Source organism: Neisseria sp. 27098_8_158 (assembly GCF_041433145.1).
Taxonomy (GTDB): Bacteria; Pseudomonadota; Gammaproteobacteria; order Burkholderiales; family Neisseriaceae; genus Neisseria; species Neisseria subflava_E.
Window position 1 is genome coordinate 354,435 of record NZ_JAPWAZ010000002.1, and the last position, 22,803, is coordinate 377,237.

Annotated in this window: 25 protein-coding genes and 2 tRNA genes; 23 read left to right on the top strand and 4 right to left on the bottom strand. The window is 46.7% G+C overall.

Translation table 11 applies throughout. The annotated features are described in order from the left end of the window. Positions 1 to 6 precede the first annotated feature (6 nt). Positions 7 to 933, bottom strand: coding sequence for a LysR family transcriptional regulator (locus O3681_RS07300; protein ID WP_003748251.1), 927 nt, complete (start codon positions 931 to 933; stop codon positions 7 to 9). Positions 934 to 1,108: 175 nt separating this feature from the next. On the opposite strand from O3681_RS07300, the gene O3681_RS07305 reads away from it, so the two are divergent. From O3681_RS07305 to O3681_RS07330, 6 genes are all read left to right on the top strand, one after another. Next, positions 1,109 to 1,858, top strand: a complete 750-nt coding sequence (locus tag O3681_RS07305) for a Nif3-like dinuclear metal center hexameric protein (RefSeq protein WP_107723764.1) — start codon at positions 1,109 to 1,111, stop codon at positions 1,856 to 1,858. A 122-nt stretch (positions 1,859 to 1,980) separates the two neighbouring features. Next, complete coding sequence (gene petA, locus O3681_RS07310) at positions 1,981 to 2,562, top strand: ubiquinol-cytochrome c reductase iron-sulfur subunit (protein WP_070504243.1); 582 nt, start codon at positions 1,981 to 1,983, stop codon at positions 2,560 to 2,562. 18 nt (positions 2,563 to 2,580) lie between these two features. Continuing rightward, positions 2,581 to 3,930 (top strand): cytochrome bc complex cytochrome b subunit, encoded by a 1,350-nt coding sequence (locus O3681_RS07315; protein WP_003681866.1) that lies wholly within the window; start codon positions 2,581 to 2,583, stop codon positions 3,928 to 3,930. A gap of 14 nt (positions 3,931 to 3,944) precedes the next feature. Further along, a complete protein-coding gene (locus tag O3681_RS07320; RefSeq protein ID WP_198341499.1) occupies positions 3,945 to 4,733 on the top strand; it encodes a cytochrome c1 in 789 nt (262 codons plus the stop codon). Between the two features lie 214 nt (positions 4,734 to 4,947). Next, complete coding sequence (locus O3681_RS07325; RefSeq protein WP_039861850.1) at positions 4,948 to 5,553, top strand: glutathione S-transferase N-terminal domain-containing protein; 606 nt, start codon at positions 4,948 to 4,950, stop codon at positions 5,551 to 5,553. Between the two features lie 11 nt (positions 5,554 to 5,564). Beyond that, the gene (locus tag O3681_RS07330) at positions 5,565 to 5,969 is read left to right on the top strand and encodes a ClpXP protease specificity-enhancing factor (protein WP_107723763.1); all 405 of its coding nucleotides are present in this window, start codon (positions 5,565 to 5,567) and stop codon (positions 5,967 to 5,969) included. A gap of 146 nt (positions 5,970 to 6,115) precedes the next feature. Here the strand turns inward: O3681_RS07330 and O3681_RS07335 are convergent. The 3 genes from O3681_RS07335 to O3681_RS07345 all read right to left on the bottom strand — a co-directional run bounded on the left by O3681_RS07335 (position 6,116) and on the right by O3681_RS07345 (position 7,532). Continuing rightward, positions 6,116 to 6,191, bottom strand: a tRNA-Ala gene (locus tag O3681_RS07335). Positions 6,192 to 6,197: 6 nt separating this feature from the next. Beyond that, a tRNA-Met gene (locus O3681_RS07340) sits at positions 6,198 to 6,274 on the bottom strand. Positions 6,275 to 6,380: 106 nt separating this feature from the next. Continuing rightward, entirely contained in the window at positions 6,381 to 7,532 is a 1,152-nt protein-coding gene (locus O3681_RS07345) for a class I SAM-dependent methyltransferase (protein WP_371459628.1), read from the bottom strand. 401 nt (positions 7,533 to 7,933) lie between these two features. On the opposite strand from O3681_RS07345, the gene mraZ reads away from it, so the two are divergent. The 17 genes from mraZ (at position 7,934) to murD (ending at position 22,802) form a co-directional block, all read left to right on the top strand. Beyond that, positions 7,934 to 8,389, top strand: coding sequence for a division/cell wall cluster transcriptional repressor MraZ (gene mraZ / locus O3681_RS07350; RefSeq protein ID WP_039861849.1), 456 nt, complete (start codon positions 7,934 to 7,936; stop codon positions 8,387 to 8,389). After that, positions 8,386 to 9,348 carry a 16S rRNA (cytosine(1402)-N(4))-methyltransferase RsmH gene (gene rsmH / locus O3681_RS07355; protein ID WP_371459629.1) on the top strand — a complete coding sequence of 321 codons (963 nt, stop codon included), beginning with the start codon at positions 8,386 to 8,388 and terminating at the stop codon, positions 9,346 to 9,348. Before mraZ ends, rsmH begins: the two co-directional genes overlap by 4 nt. A 61-nt stretch (positions 9,349 to 9,409) precedes the next feature. Beyond that, on the top strand, positions 9,410 to 9,673 hold the full coding sequence (gene ftsL / locus O3681_RS07360; protein WP_003681879.1) for a cell division protein FtsL: 264 nt from the start codon (positions 9,410 to 9,412) through the stop codon (positions 9,671 to 9,673). A gap of 74 nt (positions 9,674 to 9,747) precedes the next feature. Beyond that, a complete protein-coding gene (locus O3681_RS07365; protein WP_150536900.1) occupies positions 9,748 to 11,496 on the top strand; it encodes a penicillin-binding protein 2 in 1,749 nt (582 codons plus the stop codon). A 26-nt stretch (positions 11,497 to 11,522) separates the two neighbouring features. Next, entirely contained in the window at positions 11,523 to 13,001 is a 1,479-nt protein-coding gene (locus tag O3681_RS07370) for a UDP-N-acetylmuramoyl-L-alanyl-D-glutamate--2,6-diaminopimelate ligase (RefSeq protein WP_371459630.1), read from the top strand. Positions 13,002 to 13,181: 180 nt separating this feature from the next. Next, complete coding sequence (locus O3681_RS07375; protein WP_308882145.1) at positions 13,182 to 13,703, top strand: M23 family metallopeptidase; 522 nt, start codon at positions 13,182 to 13,184, stop codon at positions 13,701 to 13,703. 24 nt (positions 13,704 to 13,727) lie between these two features. Further along, complete coding sequence (locus O3681_RS07380) at positions 13,728 to 14,582, top strand: peptidase (RefSeq protein ID WP_107723757.1); 855 nt, start codon at positions 13,728 to 13,730, stop codon at positions 14,580 to 14,582. A 21-nt stretch (positions 14,583 to 14,603) separates the two neighbouring features. Beyond that, on the top strand, positions 14,604 to 15,107 hold the full coding sequence (locus tag O3681_RS07385) for a hypothetical protein (RefSeq protein WP_107723756.1): 504 nt from the start codon (positions 14,604 to 14,606) through the stop codon (positions 15,105 to 15,107). Then, positions 15,104 to 16,468 (top strand): UDP-N-acetylmuramoyl-tripeptide--D-alanyl-D-alanine ligase, encoded by a 1,365-nt coding sequence (gene murF, locus O3681_RS07390; protein WP_371459631.1) that lies wholly within the window; start codon positions 15,104 to 15,106, stop codon positions 16,466 to 16,468. The genes O3681_RS07385 and murF overlap by 4 nt, the downstream gene beginning before the upstream one ends. A 15-nt stretch (positions 16,469 to 16,483) precedes the next feature. Continuing rightward, positions 16,484 to 16,633 carry a hypothetical protein gene (locus tag O3681_RS07395; protein ID WP_049335337.1) on the top strand — a complete coding sequence of 50 codons (150 nt, stop codon included), beginning with the start codon at positions 16,484 to 16,486 and terminating at the stop codon, positions 16,631 to 16,633. A 101-nt stretch (positions 16,634 to 16,734) separates the two neighbouring features. After that, positions 16,735 to 17,817 (top strand): phospho-N-acetylmuramoyl-pentapeptide-transferase, encoded by a 1,083-nt coding sequence (mraY, locus tag O3681_RS07400; RefSeq protein WP_371459632.1) that lies wholly within the window; start codon positions 16,735 to 16,737, stop codon positions 17,815 to 17,817. A gap of 116 nt (positions 17,818 to 17,933) precedes the next feature. After that, positions 17,934 to 18,413, top strand: a complete 480-nt coding sequence (locus O3681_RS07405) for a group II truncated hemoglobin (RefSeq protein WP_070633156.1) — start codon at positions 17,934 to 17,936, stop codon at positions 18,411 to 18,413. Positions 18,414 to 18,731: 318 nt separating this feature from the next. After that, positions 18,732 to 19,223 carry a hypothetical protein gene (locus O3681_RS07410; RefSeq protein WP_371459633.1) on the top strand — a complete coding sequence of 164 codons (492 nt, stop codon included), beginning with the start codon at positions 18,732 to 18,734 and terminating at the stop codon, positions 19,221 to 19,223. 22 nt (positions 19,224 to 19,245) lie between these two features. Next, entirely contained in the window at positions 19,246 to 20,319 is a 1,074-nt protein-coding gene (locus tag O3681_RS07415; protein ID WP_371459634.1) for a hypothetical protein, read from the top strand. A gap of 24 nt (positions 20,320 to 20,343) precedes the next feature. Further along, positions 20,344 to 20,868, top strand: coding sequence for a hypothetical protein (locus tag O3681_RS07420; RefSeq protein WP_314513402.1), 525 nt, complete (start codon positions 20,344 to 20,346; stop codon positions 20,866 to 20,868). A 61-nt stretch (positions 20,869 to 20,929) separates the two neighbouring features. Next, complete coding sequence (locus O3681_RS07425; RefSeq protein WP_371459635.1) at positions 20,930 to 21,421, top strand: tetratricopeptide repeat protein; 492 nt, start codon at positions 20,930 to 20,932, stop codon at positions 21,419 to 21,421. Between the two features lie 43 nt (positions 21,422 to 21,464). Continuing rightward, positions 21,465 to 22,802, top strand: coding sequence for a UDP-N-acetylmuramoyl-L-alanine--D-glutamate ligase (gene murD, locus O3681_RS07430; protein WP_371459636.1), 1,338 nt, complete (start codon positions 21,465 to 21,467; stop codon positions 22,800 to 22,802). The last annotated feature ends 1 nt before the right edge of the window (position 22,803 follow it).

A 22,803-nucleotide genomic window follows, 5' to 3' on the forward strand; every position in this document is an offset into this window, starting at 1 on the left:
TCAAGTTTACATTTCCAATTCGCTCAAGCCCGGCAAGTCGGCAAAACAGCGGTCATGCGTAATTTGGCAGAAGTTGTCCAGATAGCCTTTGTTGGCGTCTTCCGTACGAATGGCGGCATAAAGTTTGCTCTGCAGGCCGTCTGAAGTGATTTTGCGGTGGACGACGTAGCCTTTTTCCAGATACGGCATGACCGTCCAATAGGGCAGGGCGGCGATGCCGCGTTTGCTGGCAACCAGTTGAATAATGGCAATGGTCAGCTCGCTGTGGCGGCGCGGCGGATTAATGCCTTTGGGCAGCAGCACTTTTTTGGGCAAATCCAGCATTTCGTCGGGGACGGGATAAGTAATCAAGGTTTCGTCGATAAAATCTTCCGCTTCCCAAACGTCTTTGTCGGCAAGCGGGTGGTCTTCTGCGCAGATGCCGACCATTTCATAGGCAAACAGGGGGCGGTAGCTGATGCCGTTGAGCGGCTCGGCTTCGGAAACGATGGCAAGGTCAGCGCGGTGTTGCAGCAGCAGCCCGACCGGATCGGCTTGGAAACCGGAAACGATGTCTAATTCAACTTGCGGCCATAAGGGGCGGAACTCGCCCATGGCAGGCATCAGCCAGTCGAAGCAGGTGTGGCATTCGACAGCAAGTCTGAGTTCGCCCGCTTCGCCTTCGATAATCCGCACCAGGTCACGTTCGGCGGCGGCAACCTGCGGCAACAGCTCGCGCGCCAGTTGCAATAGGCGCATACCGGCCGGAGTGAAGCGCAAAGGTGTGGATTTACGTTCAAACAACGGCGTTTCGTAATAATTTTCCAAGGCGCGGATTTGGTGCGATAGGGCGGATTGGGTCAGGAAAACCCGTTTGGCGGCAAGGGAAACGCTGCCGGTTTCTTCTAAAGCCAGCAAGGTTTTGAGATGACGCAATTCGATAATAGAGTCCATGTGTCTTCAGACGGCCTGTGGGTAAGGTGGGGTATATTAAAATAATTCATGATGATGTGCAAATGATTAATGTTGGGAATGATTGCTGAAATCGGAATGTAAGAATTTGAGGCATAAACAGATTTTGCGGTTAGAATGCGAAGCTGTTTTTGAAGATAGATATAAGGAGCGGAATATGGCTTTACGCCGCGAAATTCTGGCTTGGTGTGATGAGACTTTGCAGGTCGGGCTGTTTAAGGACTATGCGCCCAATGGTCTGCAGGTCGAAGGCAAAGAAGAAATTGCCAAAATCGCCACTTCGGTTACCGCCAGCAAAGCAGCAATCGATTTTGCCGTAGCGCAGGGAGCGGATCTGCTTTTGGTCCACCACGGTATGTTTTGGAAAAGCGAGCCTGTCACGATTACCGGTTGGAAAAAAGCACGCATTGAAACCTTGCTGCAACACCAAATCAATATGGCGGGCTACCACCTGCCGCTGGACGCGCACCCGCAATTAGGCAATAACGCACAGTTGGCTGAGAAACTCGATTGGGTACTCGAAAAACAATTCGGCGAGCAAAACCTGTTAAATACAGGCCGTCTGAAAACCACGCAAACGCTGGTGCAGTTATCTGAACGCATTGAGGCGGTATTCGGCCGCAAGCCGACCGTTATCGGCGATCTTGAACGTAAAATCAAACGTATTGCCTGGTGCAGCGGCGGTGCGCAGGGATTTTTTCAGACGGCCGTAGACGAAGGTGTCGATGCGTATCTGACCGGTGAAATTTCCGAAGCGCAATATCATCTTGCCAATGAAACAGGTGTGGCATTTATCAGCGCTGGCCATCATGCGACAGAACGCTACGGCGTACGTGCCTTAGGCGATGCCGTGGCAGAAAAATTCGGTATCGAAGTGGTTCACTTTGATGAAAACAATCCTGCTTGAGTATTGAGCAATATCATAAAACTTTACCTTATTTTAAATAATGCTTTGAGTATTACAACAAACTAGGTAGAATTACGCTGTTTAATGGCTCGGTATTCCCAAAATTTTAGGACGACTGAATAATGGATAATCAAGAAATCAACAACGGTCGCCGCCGTTTCCTGACACTGGCTACTTGCGGTGCAGGCGGTGTGGCGGCTCTGGGCGTAGCTACGCCTTTCGTGGCCAGCTTCTTCCCATCGGAGAAAGCTAAGGCTGCCGGTGCTGCTGTCGAAGTAGATGTCAGCAAAATCGAAGCAGGCCAAATGCTGACTGCCGAATGGCAGGGTAAACCGATTTGGCTGGTCAACCGCACAGATCAACAGCTCAAAGACTTGAAAAGTTTGGATGGTGCAGTTACAGACCCTAATTCCGAAGTGGATCATCAGCCCGAAAATTGTAAAAACGAGACCCGTTCGATCAAGCCGAACCTTCTCGTCGCTATCGGTATCTGTACCCACCTGGGTTGCTCTCCGACTTACCGTCCCGACATTGCTCCCGCCGACTTGGGTGCAGACTGGAAAGGCGGTTTCTTCTGCCCTTGCCACGGTTCGAAATTCGACATTGCAGGCCGAGTATACAAAGGTGTTCCTGCACCGACCAACTTGGTTGTACCGCCTTACAAATATCTGAGCGATACAACTGTTTTGGTGGGCGAAGACTAAAAATAAGGAACGATAATTATGGCAAACCAAACCAATAGCAAAGCAAAAGCATTGTTAGGCTGGATGGACGCTCGCTTCCCTCTGTCTAAAATGTGGAATGAGCATTTGGCTCAATACTATGCGCCGAAGAACTTCAACTTCTGGTATTACTTCGGCTCTTTGGCCCTGCTTGTCCTTGTAATTCAAATCGTCAGCGGTATTTTCCTGACCATGAACTACAAACCGGACGGCAACCTTAACGCCTACCATCTGCCTGCTGCCTTTACCGCAGTAGAGTACATCATGCGCGACGTGTCCGGCGGCTGGATTATCCGCTACATGCACTCCACCGGCGCATCTTTCTTCTTCATCGTCGTTTATCTACACATGTTCCGTGGTCTGATTTACGGTTCATACAAAAAACCTCGTGAATTGGTGTGGATTTTCGGTTCCCTGATTTTCTTGGCATTGATGGCAGAAGCCTTTATGGGTTACCTGTTGCCTTGGGGTCAAATGTCCTTCTGGGGTGCGCAGGTAATTATTAACCTGTTCTCCGCCATCCCTGTTATCGGTCCTGATTTGTCCACTTGGATTCGTGGTGACTTCAACGTTTCCGACGTTACTTTGAACCGCTTCTTCGCCCTGCACGTTATCGCAGTACCTCTGGTATTGCTCGGCTTGGTTGTGGCTCACATCATCGCCCTGCACGAAGTGGGTTCTAACAACCCTGATGGTGTTGAAATCAAGAAAAACAAAGACGAAAACGGTATTCCACGCGATGGTATCCCATTCCATCCTTACTACACCGTTAAAGACATCTTGGGCGTCGTTGTATTCCTGATTGTCTTCTGTTCTGTGTTGTTCTTTGCACCTGAAGGCGGAGGCTACTTCTTGGAAGCGCCAAACTTCGATGCAGCTAATGCGCTGAAAACACCTCCTCACATTGCGCCGGTATGGTACTTCACTCCGTTCTACGCAATTTTGCGTGCGATTCCTTCCTTTGCCGGTACTCAGGTATGGGGTGTAATCGGTATGGGGGCAGCAGTTGTACTGATTGCCTTGTTGCCTTGGTTGGATAAAGGCGAGGTTAAATCTGTCCGTTATCGCGGCCCAATCTTCAAAACTGCGTTGGTTCTGTTCATCATTGCCTTCATCGGTTTGGGTATTTTGGGTGCAATGGTAGCAACTGATACTCGTACTTTGGTTGCACGTATCCTGTCTTTCGTCTACTTTGCATTCTTCCTGGGTATGCCGTTCTATACCAAACTGGATACCAACAAACCAGTTCCTGAACGCGTAACCATGAGCACTACTAAACAAAAAATTATGTTCTTTGTTTACGTCGGTATTACCGTTGTTGGTGCTTATTTGTTTGCAACCAATATCTGATGAGGGCAGCGAAAATGAAACAAACTCTGAAAAACTGGTTTGCTGCCTTATTGCTGGCAGTGCCTATGAGTGCAGCCGTCGCCAGCGGCGGCCATGCAAACTACGAAAAAGTCGATATCGACCTGCGTGATCAAGTCAGTCTGCAGCACGGTGCGCAAATCTTTACAAACTACTGTTTGTCTTGCCACTCTGCAAGCGGTATGCGCTTCAACCGTCTGAAAGATATTGGTTTGACTGAAGATGAAATCAAGAAAAACCTGATGTTCACAACAGACAACGTTGGTGACGTAATGGTAGCGGCAATGGATCCGAAAGATGCCTCCAAATGGTTGGGTGCGCCTCCGCCGGATTTGACCCTGATTGCTCGTTCTAAAGGTGCAGACTACCTGTACGCCTATATGCGCGGTTTCTATAAAGACCCAACTCGTCCGAACGGTTGGAACAATACTGTTTTGGCCGGCGCGAGTATGCCTCACCCATTGTGGGAGCAACAAGGTATTCAAGCCGTTGAGTTGGATGCTAAAGGTCAGCCTGTTATGATTAAAGACGAGCATGGCAACCTGACTCCTAAGCTGTATTGGGAATCTACCGGTCTGCACAGCCGTCGCCTGCCTAACGGTAAAGTGATCCAAAAAGAGTACGATGCGTATGTGCGCGATTTGGTAAACTACCTGGTATACATGGGTGAGCCTGCTCAATTGCAACGCCACCGTATCGGTTACATGGTTTTGACATTCCTGTTTGCCGTAATGTTGCCGTTGGCGTACTTCCTGAAAAAAGAATTCTGGAAAGACGTTCATTAATTCTTTTGAATCAAAAAGGCAAACCTGTTTCAGGTTTGCCTTTTTTGTTTGCTTAATCAATTTATGTCGGATTAATGCAAATCTAAAAATTGCTTAATGTAAACAGTGTGTTATTTTAAATTTCTGGATTAAGTATTTGAAATTATGTATAATTCTTTCTGAATTTTTATAAGGCTTAAGGCCGTCTGAAAAGATTGATCAGGAGTAGAAGATTATGATGACTTTGTATTCGGGTATTACTTGTCCATTCAGCCAACGCTGCCGTTTTGTGCTGTACGAAAAAGGCATGGATTTTGAAATCAAAGATGTGGACGTGTTCAATAAACCTGAAGACTTGGCTTTGATGAATCCGTATAACCAAGTACCGGTTCTAGTTGAGCGTGATTTGATTTTGCACGAATCAAACATCATCAACGAATACATTGATGAGCGTTTCCCTCATCCTCAGTTGATGCCGGGTGATCCTGTTATGCGCGGTCGCGGCCGTTTGGTGCTGTACCGTATGGAAAAAGAATTGTTCAGCTTGGTACAAGTGTTGGAAAACCCTGAATCTACCAATAAAGAACAAGCTAAAGCGCGTGAAGCCATTGGCAATGGTTTGACATTGTTGGCACCATCTTTTACTAAAAACAAATACATCTTGGGCGATGACTTTTCTATGATTGATGTTGCCTTGTCTCCGCTGCTGTGGCGTTTGGACTATTACGACATCAAACTGGGTAAATCTGCTGCGCCTTTGCTGAAGTACGCCGAGCGTATTTTCCAACGCGAAGCCTTTATTGAGGCATTGACGCCGGCTGAAAAAGCCATGCGCCGCTAAAGGATGGATATATGGCAACTTCAACCAAACCGTATTTGTTGCGTGCTTTGTATGAATGGTGTTTGGACAATAACCAAACACCGCACATCGTTGTTTGGGTAAATGAACATACCCGTGTGCCGATGCAGTATGTGCGTGACAATGAAATTGTTTTAAATATTGGCCCTACTGCCAGCCATAACTTGAATATCGACAACGAGTGGGTCAATTTTTCTGCACGCTTTTCCGGCGTAGCGCACGAGATTTGGATTCCGGTCGGTCATATTGTCAGTATATTTGGCCGCGAAAGTGGAGAGGGTATGGGGTTTGAGGTAGAACCATATCAGCCTGCTTCTATCGAAGCTGCAGTGGTCGAAGATAAAAAAGCTGAATCTGCGGAAGAAAAACCGAAAAAAGTATTGAAGCTTGTGAAGTAATTAAAAGACAAGAGGCCGTCTGAAATGTTTCAGACGGCCTTTATTGATTGGGTATTGAGATGGCAAAATTAATGAGCAATCAGTTATTAATTAAGATTAAGCCAAACAAAAAAGCTCTTGTGTTTAACAAGAGCTTTTTTGTTTAGTGGTGGAGGTAAGCGGGATCGAACCGCTGACCTCTTGCATGCCATGCAAGCGCTCTACCAACTGAGCTATACCCCCGAAATTTGGTGGCGAATCAGGGACTCGAACCCCGGACACAAGGATTATGATTCCTCTGCTCTAACCGACTGAGCTAATTCGCCGTTTCGTGAAGTCGCTATTATAGTTTTTTTTGAATATTTGGCAAGCGCTAATTTTGCTTTTTTTTATTTCTTATTGTTTTTAAAAAATAAAAAGTAGGTTGTCAGGCTATAACTTATGGCAAATATCGCCGTGGCTGAAGCCTGTCCAATCGATATCAATGTCTTTGCCAAAAGCGATCACTTTAAAAAGTTCGCCCATTTCGTGCTGATGTATCAGTTTCTGTACTGCGGCGGCGGCTTGGATATATTCAACCGAATCCGGGCTGCCGATTTGTGAAAGTAGATCAGTGATGCCGAGATTGAGCAGGAAATAGGATTGGGGCAGGTAGCCGATTAAGTCCAAACCTGCTTCCGTGCCGGCGCGTGCAATATCGGTGAAATTGACGTGCGCAGTCAAATCGGTTAGGCCGATATTGAAAAATGGGTCGTGGATGGTGTGGTGGCGATAGTGGCCGATAAATGTGCCTTCTTTGCGTTGCGGATGGTAATACTGGGCGGCGTCGAAGCCGTAATCGATAAATATCATGCCGCCGCGCTGTAATTTAGCGGCCAGGGTTTGGATAAAGGCATATTGTGCCGGATGCAGCTCGCTTGTGTATGAAGGGAGGGGAGGAAAATATAAGGCGGCTGTTTGTATCAGTTCGGATTGGGTCAATGGTCTGATGGCTTCGATTAGCTCGTCATTCTCTAGGCTGACGCCGATTTGTTGAAATCCTCCATCTTGATAAATTAAGCGTTCAACCGGCATGGCATCCAATACTTCGTTGCCGATGATGATGCCGTCAAAGTGTTCGGGTAATGCGGTGAGGTGGATGATTTTGGCGGCTGCTTCGGGAGATGTGTGCTCAAGAATATGTTGACGTTGTCTCTCTGCAAGCTCTGCTGATAGCTCAATAATGTAGTAATGACTCAGGTCGTCTGAAAGATTTTGTAACAAAGTAGCGGCAAGATGGCCTGTACCTGCACCAAATTCATAGATATTGCCTGCTGTTTGCGGCAGTAATTCGGCAAGTTGTTTGGCAAGGGTTTGTCCGAATAGGGGGGAGAGGGTTGGGGCAGTAATGAAGTCGCCGTCTGTGCCGATTTTATGGCTGCCTCCACTGTAATAGCCGTATTGAGGTGTGTAAAGGGCAAGCTCCATAAAACGGGAAAAGGGTATCCAGTTTTGATGTTGTTCAATTTCGTTTTTTATGAGCTTCGTCAGGTGTGCTGAAGAGGCTTGTGCATCAGTGGAAGGGAGGGGGAGTTGTGGCTTCATGACTGTTAGATAATGTAAAAAATTTGAATTTGTTTGTATATTATAGCCCCTTGTGAGAGGGGTGATAATCGGGTGTAAAAATACTATATGTAGTATTTTAAAAATATAAACAATACTAGATATGGTGTTTTATGCTATATAAAATGGCTGGCATATTAATTTGTCATGCATTTTTATATATATAAGCTATTGAATTTTAAGTGTTTAGTGTTTCATTTCAGATAAAGGGTTGATTTGACCTGATTGCCAAAATTTCTTATAGTGTCGGTTAGTGGGGCATAGTGGGTGAAAGTGGTTACTTTTCCCAAAAAGTGTTCCGTAGAAGTGAAAACGAAATATTTTAGGAAGGTGGGATTTTTAATCCCACTCTAGTTTTATTTTAATCGAATTTGGGGTGTGATGTGTTTGGTGGTGCTCATGAATTGAGTATGGACAGTAAAGGGCGGTTGGCGATTCCTGCCAAATTCCGCGATATTTTGCTGCGCCGTTATACGCCTGCAATTGTGGTCACACTGGATTCCCGAAAAAAATTATTGATGTACCCCGAGCCCGTTTGGGAAGAAAAAGCCGAGCAGATTTTGAAGTTGAAAGTTGCCGGCAATGAAGCTTTGCAACGGTATCAAAATCTGCTGCTGCACAATGCGGAGATTTTGGAGTGGGACAGTGCCGGACGTGTTTTGATTCCGGCCAATCTGCGCAAACGTGTGGATTTTGAAAAAGAAGTTACTTTGGTTGGCCGTGCAAACCGTATGGAGTTGTGGGGTCGCGAACATTGGGAAGAGGAAATGAATCAGGCTTTGGATATCGATCCTGATGAATTGGCTTTCCAATTAAGTCAAACGGATTTGCAATTGTGAGTAAAGTTGAAAATTATCAGCATGTTACTGTCTTGTTGCATGAGGCGGTGGATGCGTTAGCAATCCGTGAAGACGGGATTTATGTGGACGGTACGTTCGGTAGGGGAGGGCATTCCCGGCTGATTTTGTCACGTTTGGGTGAGCAGGGTCGTTTGGTTGTTTTTGATAAAGACCCGGAGGCGATTGCGGTAGCTAATGAGCTGGCGGCCCAAGATAAACGTGTCAGTGTCGTACACAATGGTTTTGAAACATTTCAGACGGCCTTGGATGAATTAGGCATCGATAAGATTGACGGTGCGCTTTTTGATTTGGGGATTTCGTCGCCGCAAATTGACGATGGCAGCCGCGGATTCAGTTTCCGCTTTGATGCGCCGTTGGATATGCGGATGAATCCGACTCGCGGGATGTCTGCGGCAGAATGGATTGCAACCGCATCCGAACAGGATTTACACGAGGTCATTAAGAATTATGGTGAAGAGCGGTTTAGTCGCCAGATTGCGCGCGCCATTGTTGCGCAACGCGAGGAGAGTCCCATCGATACAACCCGCAAGCTGGCGCAGCTTGTGGCGCAAAACGTCCGTACTCGTGAGCGCGGACAAGACCCTGCAACGCGCACCTTCCAAGCAATTCGCATCTTTATTAACCGCGAGCTCGAAGAGGTAGAGGCAGTTTTGCCGCAGGTTGCAGGCCGTCTGAAAGAGGGTGGACGCTTGGCTGTCATTGCGTTCCATTCGCTGGAAGACAGAATTGTGAAGCAGTTTATTAAAAAATATTCGCAACATGCGCCATTACCCCGTTGGGCAGTGGTCAAAGAGGCGGATTTGCCTCAGCCGCCTTTGAAGGCTGTGGGCAAAGCAATCAAACCGGGTTCGACAGAGACTGAAGCTAATCCGCGTGCACGCAGTGCAGTTTTGCGTGTGGCGGAGCGCAGCAGCGACGAATTTTCGGTTGTTGACTAGGGAAGCGTTTCGGCATTGTCGCAAGGGATGTTTCTGTTGACAGGCCGTCTGAAAGTTTGAAATGGGTAAGTTGAATATTTTATTACTGGTTTTGGTGACGGTTTCGGCCTTTGCCGTAGTGTTTAAGCAAAACCAGTCGCGCTTGCACTTTATCGAGTTGGATAAGGCACAAAAACGGGAAATTCAGTTGGAACAGGATTACGCGCGCTTGAAATTGGAGCAGGCAAGATTGGCCAACCACAAACTGATTAAAGTGGCGGCCGAAAAGCAACATCTGCTTCCGCCTGGTGCGCATAATACGGCTATGCTGGAACGCAAAAAATAAGAATATAGCCTTGTTTTCAAGGTGTTTACGGGAATTAATAGCTCACTGAGCAGCTAAGTCATGAGAAGTCCAACATGTTAATTAAGAACGAATATAAACCTCAAATGCTGTCTGGAACAACAAAAACGAAAAAGCCGCTGACAAGTAACGGGCGAATCGGTTTGGTGCTGGGCGCTGTTGCGCTGGCATTTACCGGTCTGTTGGTACGCGGGGTTTATCTGCAAACCAGTCAGCATGAATTTTTGAAAAATCAGGGCGACCAACGTTTTGTGCGTACGCTTCCGCTGCCGGCATCACGCGGTATGATTACCGACCGCAATGGTGCCACATTGGCTTTGAGTGCGCCTACTGAATCATTGTATGCCATGCCTTCCGGTATGGAGGAAATGCCGACTGACGAGCAGTTGGAAAAATTGTCGGCCATTGCCGATGTGCCTGTTGAAGTTTTGAAAAATAAATTGTCTAAAAAAGACAAAGGCTTTATCTACCTGAAACGTCAACTCAGCTACGAGAAAGCAGAAGAAATCAAGGCATTGGGCATTAAAGGCATCGCATTCCAAAAAGAATTGAAACGCCATTACCCGATGGGCAATCTGTTTGCGCACGTTATCGGTTTTACCAATATCGATGGCAAAGGTCAGGAAGGCTTGGAGCTTTCCCGTGAAGACAGCCTGCGTGGTGAAGATGGTGCGAAAGTCGTATTGCGCGACAACAAAGGTAATATCGTTGACAGCCTCGACTCTCCGCGCAACAGCGTGCCTAAAAACGGCCAAGACATGATTTTGTCTTTGGATCAGCGTATTCAAACGCTGGCTTATGACGAGTTGAACAAGGCTGTGGCTTATCACAAAGCCAGAGCGGGTACAGTTGTGGTATTAGATGCACAAACTGGCGAGATTTTGGCGTTGGTCAACAGCCCGGCTTACGATCCGAATCAGCCGGGTCAAGCCAATAGCGAACAGCGCCGTAACCGCGCCGTAACCGATATGATTGAACCCGGTTCTGCCATGAAGCCGTTTACCATTGCCAAAGCATTGGATTCAGGCAAAGTGGATGCAACCGATACGTTCAACACCCTGCCTTACAAAATCGGTCCTGCTACCGTACAAGATACCCACGTTTATCCTACTTTGGATGTGCGCGGCATTATGCAAAAATCTTCCAACGTCGGTACCAGTAAACTTTCTGCCATGTTTACGCCTAAAGAAATGTACGATTTCTATCACGACTTAGGTGTGGGCGTGCGTATGCATTCAGGCTTTCCTGGCGAGACTGCAGGTTTGTTGAGAAGCTGGCGCAGATGGCAAAAAATCGAACAGGCAACCATGTCTTTCGGTTATGGCCTGCAATTAAGCCTGCTGCAATTGGCGCGAGCCTATACTGTCTTGACTCATGATGGTGAATTGTTGCCAGTCAGCTTTGAAAAACAAGCGGTTGCTCCTAAAGGCAAGCGCGTCATCAAAGCCTCTACTGCGAAAAAAGTGCGCGAGTTGATGGTTTCCGTTACTGAAGCCGGCGGTACCGGTACTGCCGGTGCGGTGGATGGTTTCGACGTAGGTGCGAAAACCGGTACGGCGCGTAAACTGGTCAATGGTCGCTATGTGGACAACAAACACGTCGGTACGTTCATCGGTTTTGCTCCGGCTAAAAATCCACGCGTGATTGTGGCCGTTACCATCGACGAACCGACTGCCAACGGCTATTACGGCGGCGTGGTTGCCGGTCCCGTATTCAAAGAAGTCATGAGCGGAAGCTTGAACATCTTGGGCGTTTCCCCGACCAAGCCTTTAAGTAATACCGCTACTGTCAAAGTACCGTCATAATCCAAACAATCAAAGAGATATTGTTTATGTTCAGCAAGTTAACCCCCTTGGCTGAAACCAACTTTCCGCCTCTGCTGTGTGAAAACGCAGCAGGGCGTTTGTTGCATTCAGACAGCCGACAAATTAAACAGGGTGACATTTTCGTTGCCTGTCAGGGCGAATATACAGACGGCCGCAACTATACTCCTGCCGCCATCGCCAACGGTGCGACCTTTGTTTTTTGGGATGATGACGGCAAATTTACATGGAATCCCGAATGGAACGTTCCTAATCAAGGCATTAAAGATCTGAAACATCGCGCCGGTATGTTGGCGGCACAGGTTTACGGCAATGTTTCAGACGGCCTTAAAGTTTGGGGCGTAACCGGTACCAACGGCAAAACCTCTATCACACAATGGCTGGCGCAAGCTGCCGATCTGTTGGGCGAAAAAACCACCATTATCGGCACAGTAGGCAACGGTTTTTGGGGCGCATTGGAAGAGACCACGCATACCACGCCAGCTCCCGTTGATGTTCAAACCCTGCTCTACCGCTTCCGCCAGCAAGGCGCAACAGCCGCCGCGATGGAAGTTTCCAGCCATGGCCTTGACCAATCGCGCGTCAACGGCGTGCCGTTTTGCAGTGCAATCTTTACCAATCTCACCCGTGACCACCTCGACTATCACGGCACCATGGAAGCCTATGGTGCCATCAAATCGCGCCTGTTCTACTGGCATGGTCTGCAACACGCCATCATCAATGTCGATGACGCATACGGTGCAGAACTCGCAGGCCGTCTGAAAAAAGACTGTCCCGATTTAGCCGTTTACGGCTATGGTTTCAGCGAGCAAGCCGATATCCGCATTACCGATTTCACCGCTTCTTCAAACGGCATGGAAGCCGTATTCCAAACCCCGTGGGGCGAAGGAAAATGCCGTACCCGTCTGCTCGGACGATTCAACGCGCAAAACCTCGCCGCCTGCGTTGCCTTGCTGTGTGCCAACGGTTATCCACTCAATAACGTTTTGGAAGTACTGGCAAAAATCCGTCCCGCTTCAGGCCGCATGGATTGCATTATGAACAGCGGCAAACCTTTGGTTGTTGTCGATTATGCCCACACGCCCGATGCACTGGAAAAAGCACTCTCCACTTTGCAGGAAATCAAACTGCAGGGCGCGGCTTTGTGGTGCGTATTTGGCTGCGGAGGTAACCGTGACCGTGGCAAACGCCCATTGATGGGTGCGGCAGCCGTGCAGGGTGCCGATAAAGTTGTCGTAACCAGCGACAACCCACGCTTGGAAAATCCTCAAGACATCATCAACGATATTTTGCCTGCCGTGCCTCATCCTGAACGCGTCGAAGTTGATCGTGCCGTTGCCATCCGTTATGCGGTTGAGCAGGCTGCCGCAAACGACATCATTCTGATTGCCGGTAAAGGGCATGAAAACTATCAGGATGTACAAGGCGTGAAGCACCATTTCTCCGATTTTGAAATCGCAGAAAAAGCATTGGCAGCGCGCGGATAGACCATATCGCAAATGTTCAGACGGCCCGAAACCTTAAGGCCGTCTGAAAAAGATTTAAACATATACAATAAAAGCAAAACGACACACGCATTACGGCACGTCAGCCATTAAACCCATCACAGTTGTTTGTTTCGGAGGACTTTTTAACAAGGCCGTCTGAACAACAAGGAGACCGATTTGATGCTGAAAATGCCGACAAAAACCTTATTAATCAGTGCAGCCGTAGTTTTATTTGCAGGCTGTACAACCAAACAACTTCCGCGTCCTACTGCCGAAATCGAGCAGTTGAGAGCGCAACAGCCTCCGGCCGAGCAAAGCCTGCCCAATCCCGTTAAAGGCAAACGGTTTGACGATACTTGGGGCGCGGCGCGTAGTCAGGGGCGCAGGCATGAAGGTGTGGATATTTTTGCTAAGAAAAACACGCCGATACGCAGTACTACGCCCGGCATCGTAACCAAAATCGGGCGCAACCGATTGGGCGGTAAAGTTATCGGTGTCCAAGGGCCGGGTGCTTGGCATTACTATGCCCACCTCAATAAATTTGCCCGTATCCGTCTGTATGAACGAGTAAAAGAAGGGCAGGTCATCGGCTATGTCGGCAAAACCGGCAACGCCAGAACCACACCGGCCCACCTGCATTACGGCGTGTATCTGCCGAACGGCGCGGTGAATCCGTATCCGCTGATTAATCAGAACAGATAGGCCGTCTGAACAAGATTTGAGAATATGAACGCAAAGAAATTGGTTAAGGCAACGAATATCGTCGGTATGGTGGCAGTCGTGCTGCTGGTGTATTGGGTATTTGTTCTGATTTTATCCAATGTTTTCGGGCTTAAGGTATTCCGCGAATACATTACGGAAATTTTCCTGATGAGTATTTTGGGAATTTTTGCCGTGATGGCGGGTGCCTTGATACTGAACATCATGCTGAATTTGACCCGTATTGCCGAGCGAGGACAAGAGGAAGAAAGCAAAGGTGGCCGGAAAACCTTATATTTGTTGTTGGCAGTGTTTCCCGTTTTAGCAGCCCTGTTATTTGGCGGAAATTATCTGACTGTTCAGAAAAAACGTCAGATTTTGACTCAATCTCTAGAGCGTATCGTCAAGGATAATCCATCGCAAATCAATGCGTTGGCAGATTATCGTTTTGACTTGGCGTACATCAAAAAAGCGGCGTTAATTCTTGAGCTGATGTCGAAGGAAGATTCTGCCTTTAAAGCCGCTACGGTGATTGTGCCGGATACGATAGGTAATAAACAGGTTTATCTGGCTTTCTCAGCCGATTCCTATTTAAGCGGGATTGATGAGCAGACACCCAATGCTCAGGGAGTAGGCGATGATAATGGTTTTGTCGTTACTCGGAATGGCAATAAAGAAATAATCAGCAAAACGCAATATCTTTATGCCCCAAATCTGAGCGAGCGTGAATACTTGCAAAGAATATTTGCCGGACAAACAAATGAAATACGTTATGAGGCAAAAGACGGTAATTACAGCCTTTGCCACCCCTACCGACAAAACGGTAAAACCATTGTATTGTGTTTTTCCGATTACCAGCAGTACGGGAAAATCGGCAGTTGATAAGAGAAAGTGATTTGTAGTATGAAAAGTTGGTTTTCCAATACATTTCCTGAATATAAAAAATTGCCCAAAAGCGGCAAATTTATGGCATGGCTGACTTTTGTGCAGGGCGTGGTTTGGTTGATTCTGGCATCAATTCAGAGTGTGCAAGGACTGATTAACAACATAGCATGGGCTGTGTTTTTTGGGATTTTACTTTTCATTTTGGGTGTGTTGGCGTTGTCTGCAGCATGGAATGCGTTTAAATTCCGTGAAATAGGTTTTAATAGAATGATATATGTGTACACGCCATGCTTGTTGCAAATAGTCTTTGTAGGAGAGGCATTTTCTTTTACGTATTATATAGAAAGTGTACTGCAATTATTATTTAGCCTTACGGTACATAAGCTTACTGTCGGTGTAAATTTTGCCGCTATTCTTTTTATTGTGCTGGCAGGACGTAATTATCGTCATTTAAAAATGGTTTCCCAAAATACGGATAAAAATGTGGAGCCGTTAGAACAAGGACAAGAAACACAATCATGAAACCACTAGACCTTAATTTTATTTGTCAGACCCTCAACCTTCCGATGCCGTCTGAAAATCAACCTGTTTCGCGTATCGTTACAGACAGCCGCGATATTCAGGATGGCGATGTATTTTTCGCGCTTGCCGGAGAGCGCTTTGACGCGCATGATTTTGTTGAAGATGTGTTGGCAGCGGGGGCAACGGCAGTTGTGGTTTCGCGCGAAGATTGCGCGGCTCTGGAAGGCGCATTGAAGGTTGACGATACGCTTGTGGCTTTGCAAAAACTGGCGAAGGCGTGGCGTGAAAATGTGAATCCGTTTGTCTTTGGCATTACCGGCTCTTCCGGCAAAACGACGGTTAAAGAGATGTTGGCCGGTGTATTGCGTCATCGATTCGGTGATGAAGCCGTGTTGGCGACTGCCGGTAATTTCAACAACCATATCGGCCTGCCGCTGACTTTGTTGAAACTGAACGAAAAACACCGCTATGCCGTCATTGAAATGGGTATGAACCATTTTGGCGAATTGTCTTTACTGACCCGAATCGCCGGTCCGAATGTTGCTCTGGTCAATAATGCTTTGCGCGCGCATGTCGGTTGCGGTTTTGATGGTGTTGGCGATATTGCCAAAGCCAAAAGTGAAATCTATGAAGGTTTGCTTTCAGACAGCATCGCGCTGATTCCGTGCGAAGATGCCAACATCGCTACATTTGAAGCTGCTACTGCACAATTGAACGCTCAGACTTTCGGCGTTGCCAGTGGCGATATCCATGCGGAAAATATTGAGTTGAAACCGTTGTCCTGCGAATTTGATTTGGTGCGTGGTAATGAACGTGTTGCCGTGGTATTGCCAATCCCCGGCCGTCACAATGTGCATAATGCCGTAGCAGCGGCGGCTCTGGCTTTGGCGGCAGGTTTGAGCCTTGCCGAAGTTTCAGACGGCCTGAAAAATTTCAGTAATATCAAAGGCCGTCTGAATATCAAGCAAGGCATTAAAGGCGCGACTTTGATTGACGATACTTATAATGCCAACCCCGACAGCATGAAGGCCGCCATTGATGTGCTTGCCGCTATGCCTGCGCCGCGTATTTTTGTGATGGGCGATATGGGCGAATTGGGTGAGGATGAAGCCGCTGCCATGCACGCCGAAGTTGGTGCGTATGCACGGGATAAAGGCATCGAGGCCGCATATTTTGTCGGCGACAACAGCGTTGAAGCAGCGGAAACGTTTGGCGCGGAAGGTTTGTGGTTTGCTGACAAAGATCCGCTGATTCAAGTGTTGAGCCACGACTTGCCTGAACGCGCTACTGTGCTGGTCAAAGGTTCGCGCTTTATGAAGATGGAAGAAGTGGTCGAGGCGTTGGCAACAACAACTGCGTAAAAGGCCGTCTGAAATATGAAAAAGATTTTACTATTGACTGGTTTGCTGATTGCCGCGTTTTATGCCGGAATGAAAGTACAGGCATTTATCTATGAAGATACCTGCTTGGATTTGGGCGGCGGAAAGAACCCTGGAAACTATCCAATTTGCGTGGTAGAGAAATAATCTTACTCAATAAGGTCGTCTGCAATTTCAGACGGCATACCGTTTTATTTTTAATTGGGCGATAAGCCCGCTGTAACAACAAAAACAAAAAAGGAAGCCCCATGTTTTTATGGCTCGCACATTTCAGTAACTGGTTAACCGGTCTGAATATTTTTCAATACACCACATTCCGCGCCGTTATGGCGGCTTTGACTGCTTTGGCGTTTTCCCTATTGCTTGGTCCGTGGACCATCCGCAAACTGACTGCGCTTAAAGTCGGCCAAGCCGTCCGTACCGATGGCCCTCAAACCCACCTGATCAAAAACGGTACGCCAACCATGGGCGGCTCGCTGATTTTGACCGCCATTACCGTGTCCACAATCTTGTGGGGCAACTGGGTAAATCCTTATATTTGGATTCTCTTAGGCGTCCTGCTTGCTACCGGCGCACTCGGTTTTTACGACGACTGGCGCAAAGTGGTTTATAAAGACCCTAACGGCGTGTCTGCCAAATTTAAAATGGTGTGGCAGTCCAGCGTTGCCATCATTGCCGGTTTGGCATTGTTCTACCTTGCGACAAATTCCGCCAACAATATCCTGATTGTTCCCTTCTTCAAACAAGTTGCCTTGCCGCTTGGCGTGGTCGGCTTCTTGGTATTGTCCTACCTGACCATCGTCGGCACATCCAATGCCGTTAACCTGACCGACGGTTTGGACGGTCTGGCCGCATTCCCTGTTGTACTTGTTGCCGCTGGCCTTGCCATCTTTGCTTATGCCAGCGGACACTCCCAATTTGCCCAATACCTGCAATTACCTTACGTTGCCGGCGCAAACGAAGTGGTGATTTTCTGTACCGCCATGTGTGGCGCATGTCTTGGCTTTTTGTGGTTTAACGCTTATCCGGCACAAGTCTTTATGGGCGACGTCGGTGCGCTCGCGCTCGGTGCGGCACTTGGTACCGTTGCCGTCATCATCCGCCAAGAATTTGTCCTCGTCATCATGGGCGGCCTGTTTGTTGTTGAAGCCATTTCCGTTATGTTGCAGGTCGGTTGGTACAAACGCACCAAAAAACGCATCTTCCTGATGGCGCCGATTCATCACCATTACGAACAAAAAGGCTGGAAAGAAACCCAAGTTGTTGTCCGTTTCTGGATTATCACCATCGTCTTGGTGCTGATCGGTTTAAGTACCCTCAAAATCCGCTAAATCTCCAAAGGCCGTCTGAAACTTTCAGACGGCCATTATGTAATGGTAAGCATGCTTGCCTGAATTCTACGTCTCAAAATAAATCCCGTAATAATCCACACAGGAAGTCCCCAAACATGTACCAATCTTTTGGCGGCGCAACCGGCATCCGCACCCTGACCGACCGTTTCTACGATTTGATGGAACTTGAGCCGCAATACCAAGCCTTGCGCCAAATGCACGGCGAAGACATGACCCTGATACGCGAAAAGCTCTACGAATTTTTCAGCGGCTGGCTCGGCGGCCCGCAACTTTTTGTCGAAAAATACGGCCATCCCCAACTGCGCGCCCGCCATATGCCTTTTGCCGTCAACGTACAAGTCCGCAACGAATGGATCGCCTGCTTTGCCCAAGCCATGAGCGAGCTGGACATCGACAAAGCACTTGCTGAGCCGGTGTTAATCCAAGTTTTTGCCATGGCAGATTGGTGCCGTAATCAAAACGAAGACGGTGTCGAACCGCCTATGCCGCCGATGGCGGTTGATCCCGTAATCCGCATTCCCGAATTGAAAAACGTTTTAAAGCAATATGGTGTGGATAGTTATTTTGAAGGTTGAGGTCGTCTGAAAAGTGATTGTGATGTGGGCTGAATACTTGTATTCATCAAAATATCTGATATTCAGCTGTTCCTTTTTCTCTTGTTGCGGGAATATTGAAATTTCAGATTCAAGAATCCGAGCTATGGTAAATTGAATAGAGAGGAAATTTCTAAAGTTCCAGTTACGTATATTTTTAAAATTGAGGAAAAGATATAAGAAAGGATAGTTATGTTGAGATTTCTACTTGGAATTAGTTTTTGTATAACATTATCAGCTTGCCAAACAGAAACTTTGGTAAAAGATGTGAACATTTTGAAAAAACAGGAGTTGCATAATATGAATATGAATACTTATTTTGCTAAGAATACAAAAAAATTAGATGAGGTGATACAAATTCCTAGTGAGGGTGTTAAATCTATCGATGTATATGCTCTCTATGGATTTGTTGAATCATTTTCGCCCATTTCTACTGCTGAGCAAATTAAACAAAGAGTAGGGGATGGTTTAGGTTATAAAGACTTATTTGGTACAAAATCTGTCCATTACCGTTTAGAACCAAAAGACTTTTCTCATTTTTTCTCTGGTTTTAATAGAATTAAAAGTACATTAAATCCCTATGATAAATTTGATTCAGTATATTTGATATTGATTGAAATTAAGTATAACACCCATTCTATCCAAATACTTACTCGAGAGGCAGCAGAGGGAGAAGCTTTTTTATTCAGTAAAATTATTAAAAATGACGAGAGATTTTTGATTTTATTGGATTCAAAAGGATTAAAAGAGTTATTTAATACGATAGACCCAAATCAAAATATCCTGAAATGATTAATTTAAGTTGGAGCTGTTTATGACAAGCGGTGTGGATTTTAATAAAAAAGGTTTTGTTGCCAGTGTGCAAAATAAGGAAACTTTTGGGAGAGTTTTAATAGAAAATAACGCTTACAATAATGAGACGAAAGAGTTTGATAAAACAAAAGTGAATGCTTTAATGCCTGCAGATTCGGATGATGTCAAAAAATTAGACTTGGCTTTGCAATATTTGCAGCAAAATGAAAAAGCTAATTCGTTGATTCAAAATGCTTCTGATATGGGTATTCATATCGTAATCTTTAAAGAGGGAGATAACACTTTTTATCCACTAAGACCCAATAATACTGATGGGATTATCTTTTGGAACCCTAATCAATCGGCAGAGATTTTTTCTGAAATTAATGGGAAAAAAGTTTCATTAGGAGTCCAATCTGCTGCTAATGTTTTGTTTCATGAGTTGGTTCATGCAACTGATCCTAATTTGGCAAAATCTGATGTTGAAATGGACAGTTATAACAAGCCTTTTGCATCAGATGACGTGAAACATAAATTTTATAACGCTCCTGAATATTTGGCTGTAACGATGTCCAACGAAATAGTCAGTAAATTTCATAATGAGCCAATAAGACCTGATTATATCGGTGATTCAATGTTTGTTTCTGTACCTAATCCCATCAATTCTCAAACCAATCATTACGATCAAGATGGCAACCTTATAGGTAAAACAGTCAAAACTTACGACGAAAAAAACGAAACTATCAAGACGGTAAATACTGATTATTTGCGTCAAGATGAACGTGGTTTGCCAGTGGAAAGTGAGACGGTCACTGATATAAATGGAGAGCCTGTCAAACAAATTCAAGATAAGTCCTCTTTCAACTATAATTTGCCTGACTGGAACAATTTGAACGGCAGTGATTTATACGCTGCAGTTTTGTCTGCGGACAGCAGTCAGTTGGATATGTTAGGTAAAAGTCTGGCGCAGTCGGAAGAAGGTCAGCGTATGCTGAGGCAGGGAGAAAATCTGTTGGCTGAATATAAAGAACAGCAGGAATTGGAGCGGCAACAGGAGTTGGTACATTCAAGCCGGGCAATGGTCAGAACGCTTTAAATCCGTATATCAGGGAAGGTTTAAATGGACGATAAGAAATTTGATGAGGCTATAAAGGTGTTGGTAATGTTGCGGGCGGACGTTATCGAACAGGGGAAGAAAATTGATGGCCGAATTAATGAGCAACAGCGTGCTTTGTCGGAGGAGTCTGACCGGTTCAGACGACAGGTTGGTAATATAGTTGACAATGCAGGGAAGACTATCCGACAAGAAACTGAGCAGTCGTTGGGCTTAGCAAGTGAAGGGTATAAGAAGGCAGTTGATGAATTAAATCGTGAAGTGGGAAAGCTCAATAAAATTATCAAAAGCTGGTATATCGGCATAGGCGTAGTATTAGCTATTGCTGTCATTATATTGTTTGTGGTGGTGCGATATACGGTTGTTGATTTGGCTGATAGGCGTGCGGAATTGGAGAGTTATGAACATGCCATTGAAACTGTCAAAGCATTTGCTGAGTCGGATGCCTACATATGTGAAGGGCGCATTTGTATCAATACAGGTAAAAATGTCGGTAACGGCTATCGTCAGGCAAAACCGAGAAAGAAATAAAACGTCGTCTGAAAAACTAGGATAAAACAGAAACAATAATTTGAAAGAAATGGATTTTAGAATGAATAAATTATTAAAAAAAATGATGGTAGCCCTGCTGTCTTTAGGCTTAGCACAGGTTGTTTGGGCTGATAATGTGCCGGATTTTAAGGAAACGCTTCAAGTTGCGGAGCAAGGAAATGCTAAAGCCCAATTTAGTTTGGGTAAGATGTATTACGAAGGACAAGGAGTTCGTCAAGATTATGCAGAGGCAGTGCAGTGGTATCGCAAAGCTGCAGAACAAGGGTATGCAGAAGCTCAATTTAATTTGGGTAATATGTATGCCGATGGGCAAGGAGCTCGTCAAGACTATGCACAGGCGGTGCATTGGTATCGTAAGGCTGCGGAACAAGGGGTTGCAGAAGCTCAATATAATTTGGGTGTGATGTATACCAAAGGAGAAGGTGTTCGCCAGAACTATAAGATTGCCAAAGAGTGGTTTGGTAAGGCTTGTGATAATGGATTCCAACCAGGTTGTTATGCTTATCGAGAATTGAATCAGGCAGGATATTGAATTTTTCTAAAGGTCGTCTGAAAAAACTTAGGACAAAACCAAAATGATGTTTGAAAACAAAAAAATCCTTGTCGCCGGACTCGGCGGCACGGGTATTTCTATGATTGCCTATCTGCGCAAAAACGGCGCGGAGGTTGCCGCTTATGATGCGGAGCTGAAAGCTGAGCGCGTGTCGCAAATCGGTAAGATGTTTGACGGACTGGTGTTTTACACAGGCCGTCTGAAAGATGCGTTGGACAATGGTTTCGATATTCTGGCGCTCAGTCCCGGCATCAGCGAGCGGCAGCCGGATATCGAGGCCTTTAAGCGAAACGGCGGACGCGTGTTGGGCGACATTGAATTGCTGGCGGATATTGTGAACCGCCGCGGCGACAAAGTGATTGCAATTACCGGCAGCAACGGCAAAACCACGGTAACGAGCTTGGTCGGCTATCTCTGCATCAAGTGCGGGCTAGATACCGTTATCGCGGGCAATATCGGTACGCCGGTTTTGGAGGCGGAATTGCAGCGCGAAGGCAAAAAGGCTGACGTGTGGGTGTTGGAGCTTTCCAGCTTCCAACTGGAAAACACCGAAAGCCTGCGCCCGACTGCGGCGACGGTATTGAACATTTCCGAAGACCATCTCGACCGCTACGATGACTTGCTTGATTATGCGCATACCAAGGATAAGATTTTCCGTGGCGATGGCGTGCAGGTTTTGAATGCGGACGACGTGTTCTGTCGTGCGATGAAACGGGCAGGGCGCGAGGTGAAATGGTTTTCGTTGGAACACGAAGCCGATTTTTGGTTGGAACGCGAGACAGGCCAACTGAAACAAGGCAATGAAGATTTGATTGTCACGCAAGATATCCCTCTGCAAGGCTTGCACAACGCCGCTAACGTCATGGCTGCCGTTGCTTTGTGTGAAGCCATTGGCTTGCCACGAAACGAGTTGCTCGAACACGTCAAAACCTTCCAAGGCCTGCCGCACCGAGTGGAAAAAATCGGCGAGAAAAACGGCGTGGTGTTTATCGACGACAGCAAAGGCACGAATGTCGGCGCGACCGCCGCCGCGATTGCCGGTTTGCAAAATCCTCTCTTCGCGATTTTGGGCGGCATGGGCAAAGGGCAGGACTTCACGCTCCTGCGCGACGCGCTTGTCGGCAAGGCAAAAGGCGTGTTCCTGATCGGCGTCGATGCTCCGCAAATCCGCCGCGATTTGGACGGCTGCGGCTTGAATATGACCGACTGCGCCACTTTGGAAGAAGCAGTTCAGACGGCATACGCCCAAGCCGAAGCGGGCGATATTGTGTTGCTCAGCCCTGCTTGTGCGAGCTTTGATATGTTCAAAGGCTATGCGCACCGTTCGGAAGTGTTTATCGAAGCGTTCAAAGCTTTGTAAG